This window comes from Paraburkholderia sp. UCT31 (assembly GCF_014397655.1).
GTDB lineage: Bacteria > Pseudomonadota > Gammaproteobacteria > Burkholderiales > Burkholderiaceae > Paraburkholderia > Paraburkholderia tuberum.
On record NZ_VZQP01000024.1, the window covers coordinates 23,461 to 44,079 of the forward strand.

The 20,619-nt window shown below is 61.0% G+C and carries 11 protein-coding genes and 1 pseudogene; 5 read left to right on the forward strand and 7 right to left on the reverse strand.

Going from position 1 to position 20,619, the window contains the following annotated elements:
• Positions 1–133 precede the first annotated feature (133 nt).
• The 7 genes and pseudogenes from F6X40_RS20870 to F6X40_RS20900 form a co-directional block, all read right to left on the reverse strand.
• Complete coding sequence (locus F6X40_RS20870; RefSeq protein WP_187629055.1) at positions 134–1,030, reverse strand: SDR family oxidoreductase; 897 nt, start codon at positions 1,028–1,030, stop codon at positions 134–136.
• A complete protein-coding gene (locus F6X40_RS20875) occupies positions 1,027–1,458 on the reverse strand; it encodes a dTDP-4-dehydrorhamnose 3,5-epimerase (protein WP_187629056.1) in 432 nt (143 codons plus the stop codon). The genes F6X40_RS20870 and F6X40_RS20875 overlap by 4 nt, the downstream gene beginning before the upstream one ends.
• Before the next feature lie 12 nt (positions 1,459–1,470).
• Positions 1,471–2,619 (reverse strand): CDP-glucose 4,6-dehydratase, encoded by a 1,149-nt coding sequence (rfbG, locus tag F6X40_RS20880; protein ID WP_316251824.1) that lies wholly within the window; start codon positions 2,617–2,619, stop codon positions 1,471–1,473.
• Positions 2,601–3,392: a glucose-1-phosphate cytidylyltransferase gene (rfbF, locus tag F6X40_RS20885; protein ID WP_222946121.1), complete on the reverse strand. Its 792-nt coding sequence runs from the start codon at positions 3,390–3,392 to the stop codon at positions 2,601–2,603. The genes rfbG and rfbF overlap by 19 nt, the downstream gene beginning before the upstream one ends.
• Before the next feature lie 55 nt (positions 3,393–3,447).
• The gene (locus F6X40_RS20890; RefSeq protein ID WP_187629057.1) at positions 3,448–5,820 is read right to left on the reverse strand and encodes a glycosyltransferase family 32 protein; all 2,373 of its coding nucleotides are present in this window, start codon (positions 5,818–5,820) and stop codon (positions 3,448–3,450) included.
• Between the two features lie 179 nt (positions 5,821–5,999).
• A pseudogene (locus F6X40_RS20895) lies at positions 6,000–6,641 on the reverse strand (ABC transporter ATP-binding protein); the annotation flags it as partial.
• Positions 6,642–6,899: 258 nt separating this feature from the next.
• Positions 6,900–8,054 carry a hypothetical protein gene (locus F6X40_RS20900; protein ID WP_187629059.1) on the reverse strand — a complete coding sequence of 385 codons (1,155 nt, stop codon included), beginning with the start codon at positions 8,052–8,054 and terminating at the stop codon, positions 6,900–6,902.
• Positions 8,055–8,504: 450 nt separating this feature from the next.
• On the opposite strand from F6X40_RS20900, the gene F6X40_RS20905 reads away from it, so the two are divergent.
• The 5 genes from F6X40_RS20905 to F6X40_RS20925 are packed head-to-tail and all read left to right on the forward strand — an operon-like array spanning position 8,505 to position 20,617.
• Positions 8,505–9,713: a capsule biosynthesis protein gene (locus tag F6X40_RS20905; RefSeq protein WP_187629060.1), complete on the forward strand. Its 1,209-nt coding sequence runs from the start codon at positions 8,505–8,507 to the stop codon at positions 9,711–9,713.
• Positions 9,706–10,491, forward strand: a complete 786-nt coding sequence (locus tag F6X40_RS20910; protein ID WP_187629061.1) for an SDR family NAD(P)-dependent oxidoreductase — start codon at positions 9,706–9,708, stop codon at positions 10,489–10,491. Before F6X40_RS20905 ends, F6X40_RS20910 begins: the two co-directional genes overlap by 8 nt.
• On the forward strand, positions 10,492–12,027 hold the full coding sequence (locus F6X40_RS20915) for an LTA synthase family protein (protein ID WP_187629062.1): 1,536 nt from the start codon (positions 10,492–10,494) through the stop codon (positions 12,025–12,027).
• Positions 12,024–19,703 carry a type I polyketide synthase gene (locus F6X40_RS20920; RefSeq protein WP_187629063.1) on the forward strand — a complete coding sequence of 2,560 codons (7,680 nt, stop codon included), beginning with the start codon at positions 12,024–12,026 and terminating at the stop codon, positions 19,701–19,703. The genes F6X40_RS20915 and F6X40_RS20920 overlap by 4 nt, the downstream gene beginning before the upstream one ends.
• On the forward strand, positions 19,703–20,617 hold the full coding sequence (locus F6X40_RS20925) for a UDP-3-O-acyl N-acetylglycosamine deacetylase (RefSeq protein WP_187629064.1): 915 nt from the start codon (positions 19,703–19,705) through the stop codon (positions 20,615–20,617). Before F6X40_RS20920 ends, F6X40_RS20925 begins: the two co-directional genes overlap by 1 nt.
• The last annotated feature ends 2 nt before the right edge of the window (positions 20,618–20,619 follow it).

A 20,619-nucleotide genomic window follows, 5' to 3' on the forward strand; every position in this document is an offset into this window, starting at 1 on the left:
TGAACGTGGGGTTTGCCGGGTATCATCGACGCTCGTTCAAAGGTCGTGCGCTCGATTGCCACTTTATAATCTCGAACATCTGTTTCCTCATTTTTCCCGTTCGCTTTCTTCCTCGCTACCGCGACCTTTCTATCTATTCGCTGATCCGCTCTGCTTCATGAACACTTACGGTCTTCCATGCGTGAGATTGGAGCAACGTGTGTACGTAAGTCGTAAGCGACTCGTTCCATGCGGGCATGATGTCAATTCCGAGCGCCTGCAATCGCGCGTTCACCGCCCCTTCGTTCGGAGAGACTTTCGCAAGCCTCGCGAAGGCAGGTCCTGGACGGACCTTGCATGCCAAGCCTGACGCCTCGACGATCGCTGCAACATATTCAAACCGGCTGACGACACCGTTGGCAACAACGTTGAAGATCCCATTCACCCCGGAGTCAATAATCTTCATGACTTGGCGGGCGACATCCTCTACGTAGGTAGGATTGCCGCGCTGAGAAGCGTCACTTGTCATTTCCGTCTTATCGCGTGCTTCGAGCAATCGTTTCCAGACGAAGTTTTTGGCTAGGGCAGGGGCTCCGCCGTAAAGCCACCCTGTACGGACAATAATGTGACGGCAGCCGCTTTGCACTATTGCCGCTTCCCCGTCCAGTTTGTTGCAGTGGTGCACAGTAGTCGGATGCATTTCATCCGCTTCTACGTACGGTTCGGCTTTCCAGTCGCCATAACAACCGGTACTCGAGAAGTGAACCAGCAGCGCGTCGGTCTCCTTGCACGCCCGGGCAAGGGCACCAGGTAGGCGCGCATTTGCTGCGGAGTCTTCTTCGGGATTTTGCTCTGCGCCCTCTACGTTGGTGGCCGCAGCACAGTTAATGACGATGCTCGGTTGCAGGAAGCGAATCGTTTCGATCAGCGCTTCCTCGGTCTCCGTTTGCAATTGATCGCGGTGCAGGCGTGTCAGATCGACGCCGGCTAGGACGTCATGAAAGGCGCTGCCCAGCAGACCGCCCCCCCCGGTGATAACGAACTTATTCATCGAGTTTCGAGCCAGGACCAGGTGAATGCTTCAGTATCGCGCCTCTCCGACTCCATGGGATCATGCGGGATGCTTGCCAGGTTAAGTAACAGATTGACACCTTCTCCCAATCCTCCAAATGCAACCCAAAGCTTTGGAGGAATGGTCAGACGCGCATAGGTTTCGGCGGTGCTTGGACTCAGACGAAAGTCCCGGCTTGTGTCCGTTGTCTCGTCATAGACGCGAACCTGTATTTCGCCGCAGGGAACCACGAAGTTAAGGGTCATGGCGCGATGAAGCTTCCACCCTTTAACTGCGCCTTTATTTACCATTGAGAAGTAGGCCTCGCCGAAACCGGAAAAGCCATGGTCAGTGGCCTTCATGCCATGTAGCACATCGCCACCGGGGGTGGCAATTCGCTTTAAAGGAGTGAGTGAGATTCCCTGCATATTGCGTCGCTCCTATTGTGTCCAGGTTCTTTGGCGCTCACCGGCAACGCGCTCGTATTCCGCGATCTGGCGCGAAGTCAACTCGGACGCCGAGGCATCAGCTTTTTGAACGTCGCGATACCAGACTCCCGTTATCTCCATGCACTCCGAGTAGGAGAGATTCGGTTCCCAGCGCAATTCCAGCAATGCCTTGTCGATATTGAGCTTGAGCAGACTGGATTCCTGAAAGGGGGAGTTGTTAGTGACGACGTAACCTTCGCCCGGATCTGAAAAACCCCAGATTTTGGCTAGCGATCTCAGAAGTTCGAGCACCGTTGCGTTTTGTTCCGCACGGGGGCCGAAGTTAAAGCTCTCGCCGTGCAACTCGACCCGGTCGACCATTTTGCTGGCAAGCGTCAGGTAGCCGCTCAGCGGTTCCAGCACGTGTTGCCATGGGCGGGTGGCGTTCGGGCTGCGCAGATCGACGGGCTTCCCGTTGCACCAAGCACGAATACAGTCAGCGACGATGCGGTCAACCGCCCAATCTCCACCGCCGATCACGTTGCCCGCGCGTGCCGTTGCCAGACGGACGGGGCAGTCTGGCTTCGCGAAAAACGAGTGGAAGTAAGAATTGAAGACGAGTTCCGCCGCACCTTTCGAACCGCTATAAATGTCTTTGCCGCCGAGACGGTCGGTTTCGCGATAACCCCACGGCCATTCGACGTTGTCGTAAGCTTTATCGCTAGTAATGACGACTGCTACGCAGGGCCAATCGACCAGCCGCAGTGCTTCGAGTACCGCTGCCGTCCCCATCGCGTTCACGCCGAAAGTTTCGAATGGTTCGGCATACGAGGTCGAGACAATGGCTTGCGCGGCAAGATGAAAGACAAAATCCGGCTTGTATTCAAGGCACAGGGCACGCAAACGAGCTACGTCTCGAATGTCGCCGAGCTCGTGGCGGATGTTCTTTTGAATGGACGCTGCTTCGAAAAGAGATGGAGTTGTCGGAATACCGTTGGAATATCCGCATACCTCGGCTCCCAGCTTTGTCAGCCAGCTCGCAAGCCAGCTCCCCTTGAAGCCAGTATGTCCAGTAATCAGAACCTTGCGGCCTTTGTACGCGTTGTTGAAGAGCGACACGTTGAATTCTCCGGCTTTAAGCATTATTTCCAGCACTTCCACGGGGCATTGCCCTTGTCCCACAGTTCTCGCAGATAAACGAGATCGCGAACCGTGTCCATACATTGCCAAAATCCATCATGGCAAAAGGCGCTAAGTTCCTTATCTTTAGCAAGCATTTCAAGAGGAGTGCGTTCCAGAATCGTGTCGTTCGATCCGATCAGGTCGACAATTTGCGGTTCAAAAACCATGAATCCGCCGTTGATCCAACCCTCGCCGATCTGCGGTTTCTCCGTGAACGTGGTAATCGTCGAATCCTGGATTGCAAGACCACCAAAGCGAGCAGGCGGACGCACCGCCGTCAGTGTCGCGAGACGACGCTGTGCACGGTGATGGGCGACGAGATCGCTGATGTTGATATTCGCAACACCGTCTCCGTACGTCGCCATAAAAGTGCGGTTCCCGAGAAATTGGGAGGCTTGCTTGATACGGCCACCGGTCATGGTTTCAGCACCTGTTTCAAGCAAATGCACCTTCCACGAATCCTTGCCGGAATTCTGATGCATGGTGACGCCACCGTTCTCAAGGTCGACGGTCAGGCTGCCTTGGCGGGTATGGTAGTTCAGGAAGAAGTCTTTGATCTTCTCGCCTTTATAGCCAAGACAGATGACGAATTCGTCAAAGCCGAATGAGGCATAGTTTTTCATGATATGCCACAAGATCGGATAGCCGCCCACTTCCACCATCGGCTTCGGTTTGGTTTCCGTTTCTTCTCTTAGGCGGGTTCCCAGGCCGCCGGCCAGAAGTACAACGGGAATTTTTTGGTCCTGTTCCATATTGGTTCGATAGTTAATGTTGTTTTCAGTAATCACGGAAATTTATCGGGTGATGCTAACTCAGCCTTTTGAGCGCCACGCCGGAAAGCGCGAATTCCGAAAGCTTGCTCACGTGTAACCGGAATTCCACGCCTTCGAGCGCCTCGTGAACTTCAAACTCAAGCGAAAAAGTTTTCTCGCGGTCCAACTTGTTTATCGGCGTCGACTTGACAACCAGAATTTCACCCGCGCCAGCAGTCACGTCAACAACCGTATCTTTCAGGGATTTGTGATCATCGAAGGTATACGAAAGCTTGTATTTTCCCTTCTTGACATTGATGTAAGGTCCGTAGACAAGATGACCCGCCGAGCGGTTCGTCAGAATCCTGTTACCGCTTTTGATGCCAATGGCAGTCTGCAATTGAGCGGCATCTTCCGAGTATTCGAATTCCTTTGGTTTGGCGATGTCTCTAAGCAACGTGTTTGCCTGACCACCTTTGGTGCGTGAATGATCGAGATAGATCGAGCCGGCGTCATGCCAGGAGCACGCAAAGTGGTGGCATAGGCTTGTATTTTCACTCAACCCATTCAGAATAAATGGTTGCGCCGGATTACCGGTAGGGCAGAGCGGTGAAAACCAATCCTGAGGATAGATTTTGGTGTTTGCAACGACAATGGGGGCGTCGAGATTTGGGGAGGTTCCCATGCCGTCGACATTATGCTTGTTATTGGCGAAGTACAGTGCTACTAGCTGCGGTGCCCAGAAATAGAAACCCTTCTTGCGCCACGCCGTGAAGCTACCGAAGTTGGTGTAGAGATCGCACATGAACTTGCTAATCTCGCTGCCAGGTTTCGAAGCCATGGAGTGCGCGGTATACCAGCCACCTTTCTTCTCGTCAATGCCAATAAACGCGTCGTATTCAGAGTGCTCTTCAAGTTCCTCGATCAAACGTCGGTAGACATTTCCGTTCACAATCTCCACGTCGGCGTCGAGATATGATCCACCGAATTCGCGGAGCACATACCACCGGAAAAAATCGGTTAGGAAGGCGTGGTCACGTTCGGCGTAGAGTTTCTTGACGTACGGGTTGATGTCCATCGGGAGATTCGACGCATTCCAGTGCATGATCTTGAAGTCAGGCAACTGTTCTTCCCACGTCCGCAGGTAGGCTTGGAACTGGTCCGGCTTTCCGTCGAAGCCGAAGTAAATCCGGTGGAGTATTTTTAGAGATTTTGTGTTCGCCGGAGTACGCGTGGTTTCCATAACCGCAGTCTTGACTTGGTCGAGATTCATCTCGACGGATTTGATGGTCATATGATCGATGTTCTGAACGGACAGTACGATTTCCAGATTTTTCGCGCCTTTCTCGGAAGTGGAGAATGGCACGAGCAGATCACCGTCGCTGTTCAGCGGGAAAGACATGTGCGCTTCGGTCAGAGTGTTCGAGCCGTTTCGCTCAGTAATCGCAACATGGGCGGTGCCACGTTGTGGGAGCGGTTTGCAATGAATTTTTGCTACATATTTTCCCGGTGGCAGAGTTGCATAGGGGCCATAGAGGGCGACGCCGTCCGCAGCATTAACCACTATGCCAGCTTCGGTTTGGACGCCCACGCGTGTTTGCATCCATGACGCGTCGAAATGTCGGGGAAATGCCGAGGCCTTTGCAAGCGATTCTCGATACTCCGAAAATGTCAATGCCTGTTCCCGGGCCTTCTTGGAAAACTTGTTTTTCGAGAAGTCGACATTTGAATTGGCAAACATGTGATAAATGCATGTTTTGCCTTCCTGGTAGTCGAGCGTGTCGCCCAGAATGGTGAACTTTGGCGAGAAATAGGTTTGTGGGTAAACCTTTGCTCGTTCGGCTACAACGGGGCTCTCCAGATTCTTGAAAAAACCATCGTCCGCTACATTGACACCGTTTTTCAGGAAATACAGCGACATCAGTTGCGGTCCGATCAGCCCACGCTTTTCGCGCCACGGCCAAAGATCGGCCAGGCAATTCTCGTACAGATTTTTCATGAACTGAACGAGCTCGGCTCCTTTCTTCGCAGCGAAAGTTTGCGCAGTAGGGTGTCCATTTTCTTTTTCTTCAACACCGAAGAAGACATCGTATTCGTTCTGCGAATACAATTCTTCCATCAGTTCATGCAGAACCTTGCCGTTGAGCAACTCACAATCAGCGTCCAGATAAATGCCGCCATATTCCGCGAGCACTTTCCAGCGAAAATATTCCGAAAGAAAAACGGGTGCACTGTTTTTGAAAGCGGTGGTCGTCCAGGCGTTCTCGTGAACGTCAAGGTTCGTCATGTTCCAGCGCATCACTTTATACTCAGGCATTTCCCGCTTCCACGATTCCAGGTAGTGCTCGAAGGGATCATGGAAAGGTGCAAAGTTATCGAAATAGATTCGATGAATGATCTTCGGATTGCTCTGTTTCAGGATCGACATATTTGGCCCTTCGCTGATTGGTCTTGTTGACGCTAACTCGTGGATCTATTGGTACGTAGCCGCCGTCAATTCGCTACGATCGCGGCGACGACTGTTTCGGCACTTGTTTTCAGGAAGCTCTCGGCCTCCATGGCAGTGCGTTCGGCGTCTCGGTTCGAGGAAAAGGTAGGTGCTACACCATCCTGATAGCAAGTGTAGGCATCGTCTATGTTTTCGAAGTTGTAAAGCTTTCCTTCGATAAGAACAGACGCCCGGTCGCAATGCTCTCTAATATATCCGGCGTCATGGCTCACTATGATGAGCGAGCGGTCTTTGCGGCGTTCGAACAATTCATGATGGCATTTCGTGTGAAATCGACTATCACCGACCGCAATGATTTCATCAATCAGAAAACAGTCGAATTCGATTGCCATCGAGATAGCAAATGCGAGTCTTGCGCGCATACCCGACGAATATGCTTTTACAGGTTCGCGAAGATAATATCCCAGCTCGGAAAAATCATGGACAAATGGCTCTGCGATTTCGGCGTCGGCTCCATAGATTCTGCAAATGAAGCGAAGGTTGTCCATGCCCGTCAGGCTACCTTGAAAGGCACCGCCGAACGCCAGGGGCCAGGAAACGCTCATTCCTCGCACAATGGAACCGGATGTGGGCAATTCGGCACCGCTCACCATTCGGATCATCGTCGATTTGCCAGCCCCATTTCGACCCAATATCCCTACTTTTTCGCCCTTTTCGACCCGCAGGTTGATTTTGTCCAGAACGGTTCGGCGACCTTGTCGGGTCCGGTAGACTTTGCTCACATTCTCTAACTGAATCATTCCGTCTCCACATACGTGCCAACGCTACCCGAAAGTAGGAAATCAGTTAAAACGAGTCGGGCCAACACGATCACGCGTTTGGCGTCATGGTACGGTTTCGTGAACGATTCAAAGTAGTTACCAACCAACGACTCTGTTCGGCCTGTACACCCCGGAACAACGACTAGTGGCTCAGTTTCGACCCAACGGGCGGATCGATAGCACTGAGCCTGGTATGATCCGCATAACCATGTTTCGTTCTTCATGGTCGATGTCTCGTTAGTCACGATGCTCGAGCATGCCGGCGAGCAACAGACTCAACACACCCCATAGGATCATTCCCAACGCAAACACTTCAAATATAGACTTCAGTCGTTTTGGCTCGATGGCCACATCGGGGGCATTGGGTTGAACGAGCCTTTCAAGGTAGAGCTGTTTTCGTTGCGCATCGGCACGAGCGTTTTCCAATGCAGCCATCGCGGATGCCAATTGTCGATCGGCGAATTGGGAGTCCAGTTGCAGGCGTGCATAGGCAGCAGCCTTGTTCGACAGCGAGTTCTTGCCGCCAGAGACTCCGCCGGTTGCCGCTTCGATTTGCTTCTCCAGCGTGGCGATGCTGGTTTTCAAGACCGGAATCTGGGGATTCTGCGGCGCGATCGATTGCAACTGAATCAACTGAGTCTGGGCGGCAAACATTTGCGTCTGCAGCGCCGTTACCTGTTGTAGTTGCAGAGCGGACTGGCGGTCCGGATCGAACACTGTATAAGTGTCGCGGTAAGAAGCCAGGGCAGCTGCAGCATCCTTGGCTTTGCCTGCAGTGATATCGACCTGGCGCTGAGCGAACTCAATTGTGTCGGCCGCTGCACGCTCATTCATCCGATTCACCAGACGTTCGCTCATATCAAGCAGTTTTGCATCGATATTTTCTGCGTCCCTGGACGTATAGCTGCGGACCTGGAGCGTCGTAATGGACGACGTCGAGTCGAAATCGACCGAAACGATGTGCTTGCCGTAGTATTTCCACAGCGCTTCGAAGCTGTCGTCGACGCGGCGCGAGAAATGGCTCAGAAAGTCACCATGATTGCCGTACGCATCGGCAATATAGCCGTTCTGATTCAACTCCTTGAGCGCGTCCCGCGACTGAATGTAGTCGATCACCGGGTACGTGTCGTCTTGGGCACGCGAAAAACCAGTACCCTGCAGCAAAGCGCCAACGACGCTGGTCTGACTTTGCCTTTGCGCGCTGCGGACCACGAAGCGCGACTCGGAGACGTAGACGTCCGAAGCGATCAGTCCAAAGTACACAACCGCAACTGTGGTCGGCAGGACGACAGTCAGCGCGAAGAGGCGGTTGACGCCCTTGATCCGCTCGACCAGTCCTTTCTTTTTCCCCGGGGATGGTCGTGTTGTATTGTTGCTAGATACTTTTTCCAACGTTCTATCCAACCTGTTCGGTTCTTTCAGTTCCTTTGCCACCGGTCCAACGAAGTTCGGCGAACGGCGGGAACGTCTAATGACCACCTGTGTGTTCCGAGGTGGCAGAAAACAATTTGCATCAGCGGATAGAGACTCAGCCGCGGAAAGAAAGTGTCGGCGCACATGCCCGATAGAGCAAAGGCGCTCGATTATAGCCATGCGATATGGCTCGCGCTATGCATCTTCGTAACCTTCCAACAAATTTCGTATCCTTCCAACACATTCGTGTTGCGCTTCTGTTTTCTTTTTTCTTCTCTCCACCGATGCTGTATTATCCGAACCTCGCTTAAGGCCAGCAGCTAGTGCCAATCAACAATTATTCAAACAAGTCCAAGGCCCCAGGGGAAAAGGTCGCGTAGGTGGAGCGCTCTTTTTAGTCAGGCCGAGGATGCTTTCGACGTACTCTACATGCACCGCTCCTTTCTTGCCTTGCAGGGCACGGCTTCACCGTTCTTTAGCCGGCTCGCCGCTGCATTGCGCGAACGTGGTCACGCCGTAGGTCGAGTTAATTTTTGCGGCGGCGACCTTGCCTACGCCGGCAAGGAAAAGACGTGGAATTTCATTGGCGCGCCGGAGGCGCTAGCGAATTGGTATGTCAACAAAATTAAAGGCGAAGATTTCACTGACGTAATTATGTTTGGCGACTGCCGCGAAATCCACCGTCCGATTCATCCGATCGCGCAGTCTTTGGGATTGCGTGTCCACGTCTTCGAAGAAGGTTATGTCCGCCCGCATTGGCTGACGTTGGAGCAACATGGCGTTAACGGCCGCTCGCAATTGCCTCGCGATCCCGCCTGGTATGTCGAACAACGTCGATTCACGCCGCCGAGCCCCGCCGGCGAGCATACCGGCTACAACCTGTACGAACGAGCCTTTCACGACATCCGCTATCGTTTCGCCAATACCTTGTTCGCACCGCACTTTCCGCACTATCGCAGCCATCGGCCACGAAACGGCTTCCTGGAATATGCCGGGCTTGCCACGCGCCTGGTGCGTCGGCGCCAGCATGATCGGCATTCGGATCGGGTGGCGCGGGATCTTCTCAGCGCGAAGAAGCCGTACTACATCTTCCCTTTGCAATTGAACTCGGACGCCCAGATCGTCGTTCATTCGCCATTCAGCGGTGTACGCGAAGCTATCGGAAAAGTAGTGGAGTCGTTCGCGCGATACGCGCCCGCGGATACTTGGCTCGTCATAAAGAACCACCCCCTCGACACCGGCCTGATCGACTATCGTAGCTACACTGAACAACTCGCCCGCGACCTCGCCATCACAGACCGCCTACGTTTCATCGACGCCGGCCATCTACCGACGCTGCTGGACAACGCGCGCGGCGCGGTGGTGGTGAACAGCACGGTGGGCCTGTCGGCGCTGCACCACCGCCGCCCGTTGATGGCGCTGGGTTCGGCCATCTACAACATGCCCGGCCTGACCTGGCAAGGCTCGCTCGACGATTTCTGGCTGCACGCCGACCAGCCCGACATGAAGCTGTACCAGGCCTTCCTCGACTACGTCGTCCACCACACGCAAATCAACGGCGACTTCTACACGAAGACCGGCATCGCGATGGCGGTAGCCGGCGCGGTGCAACGCCTGGAGGCGGCTGCGCATGCGTAAAGCCGCGCCGCGCCACATCGTGATCACCGGCGCGAGCGCCGGTCTCGGTCGCGCGCTCGCATCCGCTTACGCAGGGCCGAGCGTTGTACTGGCCCTGCTCGGCCGCGACGCGCAACGTCTCGAAGCCTCGGCACAAGCCTGCCGCGAAAAAGGCGCAAGCGTGTGGACCGCCCTGATAGACGTGCGCGACGCACAAGCCATGCAAACCTGGCTGCACCGTTTCGACGACGCACACCCGATCGACCTGCTCATCGCCAACGCCGGCGCGGCCAGCACGCTCGCATCCGCGACCGACTGGGAAGACCTGGCGCGTACGGCCGCGATCGTCGACACCAACTTCTACGGCGCGATGCACGCGGTGCTGCCGGTCATCGCCCGCATGCGTGCGCGCAAACACGGCCACGTAACACTGATCTGCTCGCTTGCCGCGCTGCGTGGCATGGCGATTTCGCCGGCCTATTGCGCGAGCAAAGCGGCGATCAAGGCCTACGGCGATTCGGTCCGTCCGATCCTGTCGCGCGACGGCGTTCGCATGTCCATCGTTCTGCCGGGCTTCGTGAAAACGGCAATGAGCGATGTGTTCCCCGGCGACAAACCATTCCTCTGGTCCGCCGACAAAGCAGCCCAACACATCCAGCGCAAACTGGCAGCCGGCCGCGCCGAAATCGCGTTCCCGAGCCTGCTCGCATTCGGCATGCGGCTGTTGCCGTTGCTGCCGGCGGTTCTCGCCGACGCGATTCTCGGCGGCCTGTCGTATCTGCCGCGCGAGGAGCATTGAGTGAACGCGACGCTCGCGCTCAATTTCGCGGCCGCTGCCGGCCTCGCGTTTGTGCCGGAAGCGCTCGCGCAGCCGCGTGCGTCGCTGCGTCGCTCGCCGCTTGCGTTCGCGTTGCATATCGCGGCAATCGTGTTCCTTTGCGCGTGCGTGTTGCTGATCACCGGGCGAGTGCGCTTTTCGGCGTTCGTCGCGATTGCACTGGTCGCGCTGCTTGCTTGCGTCAGCAACGCGAAATACGCGTCGCTGCGCGAGCCGTTCGTCTTCACCGACCTGAGCCTCTTCAGCCAGCTATTCGCGCATCCACGTCTTTACCTGCCGTTCCTCAGCGTCGGCACTGTCGTCGCGATCGTGCTCGGCATCGTTGTAGTCGTCGCGGCGTTTGTCGCGGACACGCCGCTGACGCACCGGCCCATCGCGGCGCTTTTGCTCGCCGCCTGCGCATCGATTGCGGCCGCCTACGCATGCGCCGCGCGCCTGCCGCTAACACTGCGTGCCGTCGACGATCAGCAACGCCACGGCTTTTTCGCAGTTTTCATCGCCTATCTGCTGAACGGCATGCGCCCAGCCACGGTGCGTCAGTTGCGCGCCGCGCTCGCCAACGGTCCGTTCGCGACCGGTACACCGCGCACGACGCCCGACGTGATCCTGATCCAGAGCGAGTCGTTCTTCGACGCGCGGCGTCTGTCCATCTCGATCAATCCGTCGATCCTGCGTAACTTCGATCTCGCGCGCCGTGAGTCGATCCAGCATGGGGAGCTGACGGTGCCCGCGTGGGGCGCGAATACGATGCGCACGGAGTTCGCGGTGCTGACGGGCGTCGATGACACGCAGCTCGGCTACGCGCGTTTCTATCCGTACGCGTTCGTGCGGCGCGCGTGCGCGTCGCTCGCAACGTGGTTCAAGCAGGGCGGTTATCAGACCCTCGCGATTCACCCGTATTACGCGGATTTCTTCGGTCGCGAGCGGGCCTTCAAACATCTGCAGATCGACCGCTTCGTCGACATCAAGGCATTCGCGGACGCCCCGCGCGCGGGCCCGTACGTCGCCGATATGGCGGTCGCGGATGCCATCGTCGAAGCGCTGGACGAACCGCGCGATAAACCCGCGTTCATCTTCGCGATGACGATGGAAAACCACGGCCCGCTGCATCTGGAAACGGTTCGACCCGGCGAGGCCGCCGCTTTCCATTCGCTCGGCGACGACGAGCAATGGCGCGACCTGACCGCTTATCTGCGGCATCTGGCGAACGCCGATGCGATGCTCGGCCGGCTGCTCGACGCACTGCGCGCGCGGCGCCGCGACACGGTGCTGTGTTTTTATGGCGATCACGTGCCGGCGCTTTCGCACGTGTACGCGCAATTTGACAACGAGCCCGCACACAGCAACTACTTTATCTGGCGCAACTATGGTGAAGCGCCAGCTACCCGAACAGATCTTTACGCCGGGCAACTTGGCGTCGCCCTCGTGGAAGCGCTTGCGCCGGCTGTATCGCGCGAGACGCCGACGCGCACGCTGCACCCAACAGAAGAACGATGACCAAACAGATTGCGATTGTGGGGATGGCCTGCCGCTTCCCCGGCCATGTTGAGAACCCCGAAGATTTCTGGGCGCTGCTGCGCGACGAAAAAGATGCGGTGACCGAAGTGCCGGCCGACCGTTTCGGCACGGAGTTTTACCAGCATCCGTCGAAGCGCGAAGCGGGCAAGAGCTACACGTTCTCCGCCGGCGTGCTCGACGACGTCGCCGGTTTCGACGCGTCGTTCTTCGGCATCTCTCCGCGTGAAGCGCAGCAGATGGACCCGCAGCAGCGTCTGTTGCTCGAACTCGCGTGGGAAACCTTCGAGGACGCGGGCGTACGCCCGCGCGACATGGAAGGCAGCAACTGCGCGGTCTATGTCGGTGTCGCGAGCCCGGACTACGGCAATCGTTTCGTCGACGACCTGAACGCGGTCGACCCGTATTCGGCGACCGGCAACACGCTCAGCATCGCGTCGAACCGTCTGTCGTATCTGTTCGACCTGCGCGGGCCGAGCGTATCGGTCGATACCGCGTGCTCGTCGTCGCTGGTCGCGTTGCACCAGGCGTGTCAGGCGCTGCAGGCGGGCGACGCCGAAGTGGCGCTCGCGGGCGGCGTCAATCTGCTGCTGCATCCGTTCGGCTTCGTGACGTTCTCGAAGGCGTCGATGCTATCGCCGCGCGGCCGCTGCCGTGCGTTCGACGCGACCGGCGACGGCTACGTCCGCTCGGAAGGCGGCGCGCTCGTGATGCTGAAGACGCTGGAGCGCGCGCTCGCCGACGGCGACACGATTCATGCCGTCATCGCGGGTACGGGCGTGAACTCGGACGGCTACTCGCAGGGCGGCATCAGCGTTCCGGGCGCGGCGACTCAGGCCGCGCTGCTGCGCACGGTTTATCAACGCGCGGGCGTCGATCCGCGCTCACTCGCTTATGTCGAAGCGCATGGGACCGGTACTGCCGTCGGCGATCCGATCGAGGCGCGCGCGTTGATGAGCGTCGCGTCGGCGGGGCGCCCCGTCGATCGGCCGCTGCTGATCGGTTCGGTGAAGACCAACGTCGGTCACCTCGAAACGGCGTCGGGCATGGCCGGACTGATCAAGGCGATCCTGTGCCTGAAGCACCGCGCGGTGCCGAAAACGCTGCATTTCGAAACGCCGAATCCGGCGATTGATTTCGTCGGCGGCCGGCTGCGTGTCGTCGATCGTCTGACGCCGCTCGAATCGCCCGATGGCGCTGACGCGCCGCTCGTGGTCGGCGTCAACTCGTTCGGTTTCGGCGGTACGAACGCGCACGTCGTGCTGTGCGAGGCGCCGGTTTCTAGCCTCGCCAAAACGCCGAGCCCCGAAACCGGCGACGCAACCACGCCGCTCACGCCGCTCGTGCTATCGACACGCGCCGCGGCCGCATTGCCGGACCTCGCGGCGCGCTATCTGGCATCGCTCGATCAAGGCGCGTCGTGGAATCTGTTGGCTGCGAATGCGGCGCATCGCCGGCAATGGCTCAAGCATCGCGCGATCGTCGCACCGTCGACGCTCGCCGAAGCGCGCGCGGCACTCGTCGAGCTGACCACGTCGGTGCAAGAGCACGCGGACATGGCGCTAGTGAAAGGCGAAGCACCGGCCGACGATGGCCGTCTCGCGCTAGTGTTCTCCGGCAACGGTTCGCAGTGGGCCGGCATGGGCAAGCAGTTGCTCCAGCAGGAGCCGGTGTTCAGCGCCGCGCTCGAAGAGATCGACGCATTGTGGCACGCCGACGGCAGCGCGTCGCTGCTCGACATGTTGCGCGAAGGCGTGAGTGCCGAGACCCTCGCGGCCACCGAGCATTCGCAGCCGCTGCTGTTCGCGATCCAGGTCGGTGTGGTGCGCGTGCTCGAAGCGCGTGGCGTCACATATGACGTGTGCGTCGGCCACAGCGTCGGCGAAGTCGCGGCGGCGTGGGCATCGGGGGCATTGACGCTCGCGCAGGCCGTGCGCGTCATCAAGATCCGCAGCCGCGCGCAGGCGAAAACGCGCGGCACCGGCCGCATGGCGGCCGCCAGTCTCGGCGAAGCGGGGATCCGCGCGTTGATCGCGCAACACGATCTCGACGCGACGGTGGAAGTTGCTGGCGTCAACAGTCCGCAGGCGGTCACGCTCGCCGGTCCGCTCGACGCGCTGCAAACGCTCGAAGCGGCCGTCAAGGCGAGCGGTCGTTTCTTCCAGATGCTCGACCTCGACTACGCATTCCACAGCTGTCAGATGGACCCGATCGAGCTGGACGTACTCGTGGGTCTCGCGGACCTCGCGCCGGGTGAGACCACGCGCGGCTTCGTATCGACGGTGACGGGCGACGAGCTGGCGGGCACCGAACTCGACGCACGCTACTGGTGGCGCAATATCCGCGAGCCGGTGCGCTTTGGCAACGCGATCGCGCGCATCGCGCAGAACGGCGTGCGTCTGTTCCTCGAAATCGGCCCGCATTCGATTCTGCGCACCTATGTGACACAAACGCTCGACGACGCGCGCATCGCGGGCCGCTCGCTGCCGACGCTCAAGCGCAATCACGACAACGCGGAGACGCTGCATCACGCGCTCCACGCGATGATCGCGAACGGCGCGAGCGTCGACGTCGATCGTTTCGCGCCGCGTGCGTTGTTGAGCCAGCGTGTCGCGCTGCCGTCGTATCCGTGGCAGCACGAACGCCATTGGCTCGGCCCGACCGCCGAGGCCTACAACCTCGTGTACCGCCGCCGCGAGCATCCGCTGCTCGGCTATCGCCTGCACGAGCATGCGCTCGCGTGGGAAAACCAGCTCGACCCGGCGGGGCTGCCGATGCTGGCCGACCACGTCGTCGATGGTGGCGCGGCGTTTCCGGGCGCCGGCTACGTCGAGATGGCACTCGCCGCCGCGCGCGTGCATTTCGGCACCGCGAGCTGCGCGGTCGAGAACGTCGAAATCCGTTTGCCTGTCGTATTCCAGCCGCAGCATTCGAAGCTGTTCCGCTTCGCCGTCGACGTGCGGACCGCGAACTTCACGATCGAAACGCGCGATCGCATGTCGGACGAAGCGTGGTCGCTGAACGTGACCGGCCGTTTGCTCGCGAGCGGTTGCGCGCTCGGCGACGCGGCGGCCAACTTGCCGCTTTTCGATCTGACGAGCCTGCTCGCGCAGCCAGCGATGTCGGGCGACACGCTGTACGCGAACACCGCCGCGATCGGCCTGAACTACGGGCCCGCGTTTCGTTGGGTGCGCTCGGTCCACGTCGACGCAAACGCGGACATGGCGCTTGCCGAAGTGGACATGCCCGCGGTGCTCGCGCAGTCCGCCGACGCCGCGAACGCCTACGCATTGCATCCCGCGCTGATGGACAGCGGCTTTCATCCACTGTTTGCGCTGCTCGCTTCGCCGTGCCATGGCGAGCTCGAGCATGCGGCTTATGTGCCGGTGCAACTGGGCCGCATCGACTATCTGCGCGGCGACGCGATCCGCTATGTGCTCGCGCGCATCGAGCGGCGCAGCCCGCATTCGGTCGTCGCATCGTTCGAATTCGCCGATGCGCAAGGAGTGGTCGTCGCGCGTCTGAGCGCGTGCCGCTTCCGTCGCGTCGATCTGCTGAGCCGGCGCCAGCAGGCGCCTGGACGCTATGCGTATATCGTCGAAGCGAAGCCGCTTGCCGACGATGTCAACGCGCACGCGTTGCCCACGGCCGCCGCGTTGCTGGCCGATGCGACGAGCGCGCTCGCCGTGCAGGAAGACGAAGCGCGCCGGCACACGCATCTGACCGAGATGCTGCCGCTGCTCGACGTGCTTGCCGGCGCGTACGCGTTGCAGGCGCTCGACGCGCTCGAGGACGTGTTCGCGCAGCCGGCGCTCCCCGATTGCGCGCATCCGGCGTTGCTCGCGCGACTCGTGCAGATCGTCGTCGAAGATGGCCTCGCGCGTCGCGAGGGCACCCGCCTCGTGCGCGACGACGCCGCCTGCGCGAACCTGCCCGCCATCGACGAGCTGTGGCGCGAACTGCTCGCGCAATCGCCCGCGCATGTGGCGGAACTGACACTGCTCGCGCATTGCGGCGCGGCGTTGCCTGCCGTGCTGCGCGGCGAATTGAGTGGCGCGCAGATTCTGCCGCCGTCGCGCAGCAGCCTCGTCGAGCATTTCTTCGAAGCGTCGCCGACATGGACGCATGCGAATGCGCTGACCGGTGCGTGTCTGCATCGCGCGATCGAAAGCTGGAGCGAACCGCGCCGTCTGCGCGTGCTCGAACTCGATTCGCCGCTTACCGACGTGCTGCAACCGCTCGCGATCCACGTGCCGGTCTCGCGTTGCGATTACACGATCGCGGGTACGCGTGAACAGTTGAGCGGCTTCGACACGACTGAGCATCCGTCGCTCCATATCGCGACTGTCGAATTCGGCGATGCGCCGCGCCTCGTTGGCGTCGACGCGGGCGAGCACTACGACCTCGTGGTCGCGAGTCACGTGCTCGCCGGGCAAAGCGAGCCGCGCGCGCTGCTCGCCGCGTTGCGCGGCTGGCTCGCGCCGGGCGCACTGGTGGTGATCGCGGAGCCGCGCAACAGCCGTTTCGCGGATCTGGTGTTCGATCTCGACGCGGACGCCGCGCATGCCAACGCGCGGCGCGCGGCGTGGCTGTCGCCGCAGGCGCTGACGCAACTGCTCGAACAGGCTGGCTTCGAACAGGTCGCGCGCCATACGGAGCACGGGCTCGACCTCGAAGGCGCGCCGACGCTGCTGGTAGCGCGGGCGCCGCTTGAAGTGGCTGGGAACGATGCGGCGGGCGCGACTCAGGCGAGCACGTCGCCTGCGCATTGGTCGTTGCTGTACGCGACGTCCGACGCGATCGACGACACGCTGAGCACAGCGCTGCGAGCCGCCGGCCACACGACGTCGAGCACGACACTTCAGGCATTGCGTCACGATATGAGCAAGCTGGCCGCGCCGGCCGGGGGTGGGCAGCACATCGCGCATCACTTGGTGTTCGTTGCGCCCGATCAGCCGTTGTCCGCCGACGCCGACGGCGCCGAAGTGATGCACGCGCAGCGGCAGACCACGCTCGCGCTCGCACAGCTCGTGCGCGACCTCGCGGTGGCGTCGAACGAAATGCGCCCGCAACTGTGGGTCGTCACGCGTGGCGGCGCACCGGTCGCGACGCCGTTCGTGGATGCCGCGTCTCTGCGTCCCGAGCAGGGCGCGCTGTGGGGGCTCGTGCGCGTGCTGGCCAACGAGCATCCCGAACTATCGTGCCGTCTGATCGATGTGTGCGCGACGCAAGCCGACGCGGGCGCGTTGCTCGCGCGCGAACTGCTTGCGTCCGACGGCGAGGAAGAAGTGCTGCTGACGCCGCGCGGCCGCTACGTGACGCGTATGCTGCCCACCCCGAACGCGGCGCTGCGCGACATCGTGGCCGAGCCGCTGCGTGCGCGCAATGAAGCGGCGGTGCTCGGTTTCGCGTCGCCGGGTTCGTTGCGCAACCTCGAATGGTTCCCGCTGCCGCAGAGCGAGCTCGCTGCGGATGAGGTCGAGATCGAACCGGCCGCGACGGGCCTCAATTTCCGCGACGTGATGTACGCAATGGGCCTGCTGTCCGACGAGGCTGTCGAAAACGGCTTCGCGGGCGCGACGGTCGGCATGGAGCTGTCCGGGCGCGTCGTACGCGTCGGCCGCGACGTGCAGCGTTTCGCGGCGGGCGATGCGGTGCTCGGCTTCGCGCCGGCGTCGTTCGCGAGCCGAGTGCGCACGAAAGCGGAAGCGATTGCGCACAAGCCCGCGCGTCTGACGTTCGAGGAAGCGGCGACCGTGCCGACGACGTTCTTCACCGCGTACTACGCGCTGTGCGAGCTCGCGCGTCTGCGCCGTGGCGAACGGGTGCTCGTGCACGGCGCGGCGGGCGGCGTCGGGATCGCGGCGATCCAGCTCGCGCGGCATCTCGGCGCGGAAGTGTTCGCGACCGCGGGCAGCCGCGAGAAGCGCGAGTTCGTGCGTCTGCTCGGCGCCGATCATGTGTTCGATTCGCGCAGCCTCGCATTCGCCGATCAAGTCCGCGAGCGCACGCAAGGCGCCGGCATCGACATCGTGCTCAATTCGCTGGCCGGCGAAGCGATGGTGCGCAGCATCGACACGCTGCGTCCGTTCGGCCGTTTCCTCGAACTCGGCAAGCGCGATTTCTATGAAAACAGCCGCATCGGCTTGCGGCCGTTCCGTAACAACATCAGCTATTTCGGCATCGATGCGGACCAGTTGATGAGCGCGTTGCCGGGGCTGACCGCGCGTCTGTTCGAAGACGTGATGCGGCTGTTCGCGGACGGTGTGCTGCATCCGCTGCCGTATCGCGCGTTCCCGGCCGAGCGCGTCGAGGAAGCGTTCCGCCATATGCAGCAGGCGCGGCAGATCGGCAAAATTCTGGTCACGTATCCGGCCGGCACGCCGAGCCCTGCGCGTTCGGCGCAAGCCAGTGCGACGCTGCGACTCGATCCGGCGGCCGCGTATCTGATCGTCGGCGGCACGGGCGGGCTTGGCTTTGCGAGTGCACGCTGGATGATGTCGCGCGGCGCGCGTCATCTGGTGCTCGCGAGCCGCTCCGGCACGCTCGCGCCCGAACTGGCCGAAGAAACCGCACGCTGGCGCGCAAGCAACGGCACCGAAGTGCGCACGGTCGCCTGCGACGTGACCGACGCGGCCGCGCTCGATGCGTTGCTTGCAGACCTCGCGCAACGCGGCACACCGTTGAAGGGCGTGCTGCATTCGGCGATGGTGATCGACGACGGTCTCGTGCGCAATCTCGACGACGAGCGCTTTGCCGCCGTGCTCGCGCCGAAGGTGGCGGGCGCGTGGAACCTGCATCGCGCGACGCGTGAGCTGCCGCTCGATTTCTTCGTGGTCTATTCGTCGGCGACGACCTTCCTCGGCAATCCGGGGCAATCGAGCTACGTCGCGGCGAACAGCTTCCTCGAAGCACTGATCGCGCAGCGGCGCGCGGCCGGTTTGCCGGGCACCTGCATGGCATGGGGCCCGCTCGACGACGTCGGCTTCCTCGCGCGCAACGCGGAAACACGCGAAGCGCTGCAGGCGCGGATCGGCGGTGTGTCGATCAGCTCGGCCGAAGCGATGGCCGCGCTCGAACGCGCACTCGTCGCGATGCGGGCGTGCGAGGCGGTGGTGCGGCTCGATTGGCACGCCCTTGCGTTCGGCATGCCGGCGGCGCGCGCGCATCGCTATACCGAGCTGCAGACGCGCGGTAGTCACGAACCGGCGCCTCAGGGCAGCGTGCAGATGCGCGAGCAGATCGCGGCGATGGCGTTCGACGATGCGCAGCGATTGGTCGAGGAGACGCTGCAGGCGCAGATCGCGCGCATTCTGCACATGTCGCCGGAGAAGATCGAAACCGGCCGCTCGATTCTCGACATGGGCATGGATTCGCTGATGGGCATGGAACTCGGCATGGCCGTCGAAGAGCGCTTCGAGGTCAAGCTGTCGATCATGACGATGGCCGAGGGCGCGACCGTGCATTCGCTCGCGCAACGGATCGTCGAGTCGATCCGGACGCAGGATGAGGCTGCCGAGCCGAACGGCGCCGCCGCGCAGATGGCGGCGCAGGTCGCGGCAGTCGCCGCGCAACATGCGCTCGATGTGGGTGCCAACGCGCTGGCCGACGTCGCGGATGCGCTGTCCGCTCAGTCGAGCGCGATGGAGCCCGTCTAATGCGCGCGCCCGCGGGCTGGAGTCATCGGGAGGGGACGCTCGCACACGTGCTGACGGTGAGCGGTCACGGCTTGCACACGGGCCGGCGCGTGAACGTGCGGATCCTGCCGGGCACGGCGAACAGTCCGCGCGGCATCGTGTTCAGGCGCATGCAGCAGGGTCGCGTGCTGGCCGAATTCGCGGTGAGTCCCGCGTTGCGGCGCGGGCAGCCGCTGTGCACGATGCTCGAATCGGCCGATGGCGTGCGCGTGCGCACGGTCGAGCATCTGCTGGCTTCGCTGCTAACGTGCGAAATCGATCGCGCGACGATCGAGCTCGATGCCGAGGAGGTACCGATTCTCGACGGCAGCGCGCAACCTTGGCTCGACGAGATTCGCGCGTGCGGACGCATCGAGCTGCCGCATGCGAAGCGCTTCATTCGCGTGCTGCGGCCCGTGAAGATTGCCGACGGCGCCGGCACGCGCGACGAACGCAGCATGTCGATCGAACCGGCAGCCGCCTATGAATTGAGTGTGCGCAACGATCTGAAGGGCTTCGGCGAATTGCGCTGGCGCGGCGCGCTGACGCCGGCGAGCTTTGCCAGCGAGATCGCGCCGTCGCGCTCGTATGGACGCGTCAAGTGGGCGATCCCGGCGATCGCGGCGGGCTACGTGCGCGGCACGCCGATTCTGCGCGGCGCGCGGCTGTCGTGCACGGCGGCGATCGTCGGCAATCGGGTGCTCGGCGGCATGCGCGTGCCCGATGAGTTCGTGCGGCACCGCGTGCTCGATCTGGTCGGCGACATGGCGATGGCCGGCGCGCCATTGCTGGGCCGCGTGAGCGCGTTGCGGCCGAGTCACGAAATGAACTACCGGCTCATCGCCGCGCTGCTCGTGGATCGCGCCGCGTGGGAATGGGCCGAATTCGCGAGCTGAAC

Excerpts from the sequence above, each read along its gene's own strand:
- F6X40_RS20920 (WP_187629063.1), top strand. The coding sequence starts at position 12,024 with ATGACCAAACAGATTGCGATTGTGGGGATGGCCTGCCGCTTCCCCGGC.
- F6X40_RS20905 (WP_187629060.1), top strand. The coding sequence starts at position 8,505 with ATGCACCGCTCCTTTCTTGCCTTGCAGGGCACGGCTTCACCGTTCTTT.
- F6X40_RS20925 (WP_187629064.1), top strand. The coding sequence starts at position 19,703 with ATGCGCGCGCCCGCGGGCTGGAGTCATCGGGAGGGGACGCTCGCACAC.
- F6X40_RS20910 (WP_187629061.1), top strand. The coding sequence starts at position 9,706 with ATGCGTAAAGCCGCGCCGCGCCACATCGTGATCACCGGCGCGAGCGCC.
- F6X40_RS20875 (WP_187629056.1), bottom strand. The coding sequence starts at position 1,458 with ATGCAGGGAATCTCACTCACTCCTTTAAAGCGAATTGCCACCCCCGGT.
- F6X40_RS20890 (WP_187629057.1), bottom strand. The coding sequence starts at position 5,820 with ATGTCGATCCTGAAACAGAGCAATCCGAAGATCATTCATCGAATCTAT.
- F6X40_RS20870 (WP_187629055.1), bottom strand. The coding sequence starts at position 1,030 with ATGAATAAGTTCGTTATCACCGGGGGGGGCGGTCTGCTGGGCAGCGCC.
- rfbF (WP_222946121.1), bottom strand. The coding sequence starts at position 3,392 with ATGGAACAGGACCAAAAAATTCCCGTTGTACTTCTGGCCGGCGGCCTG.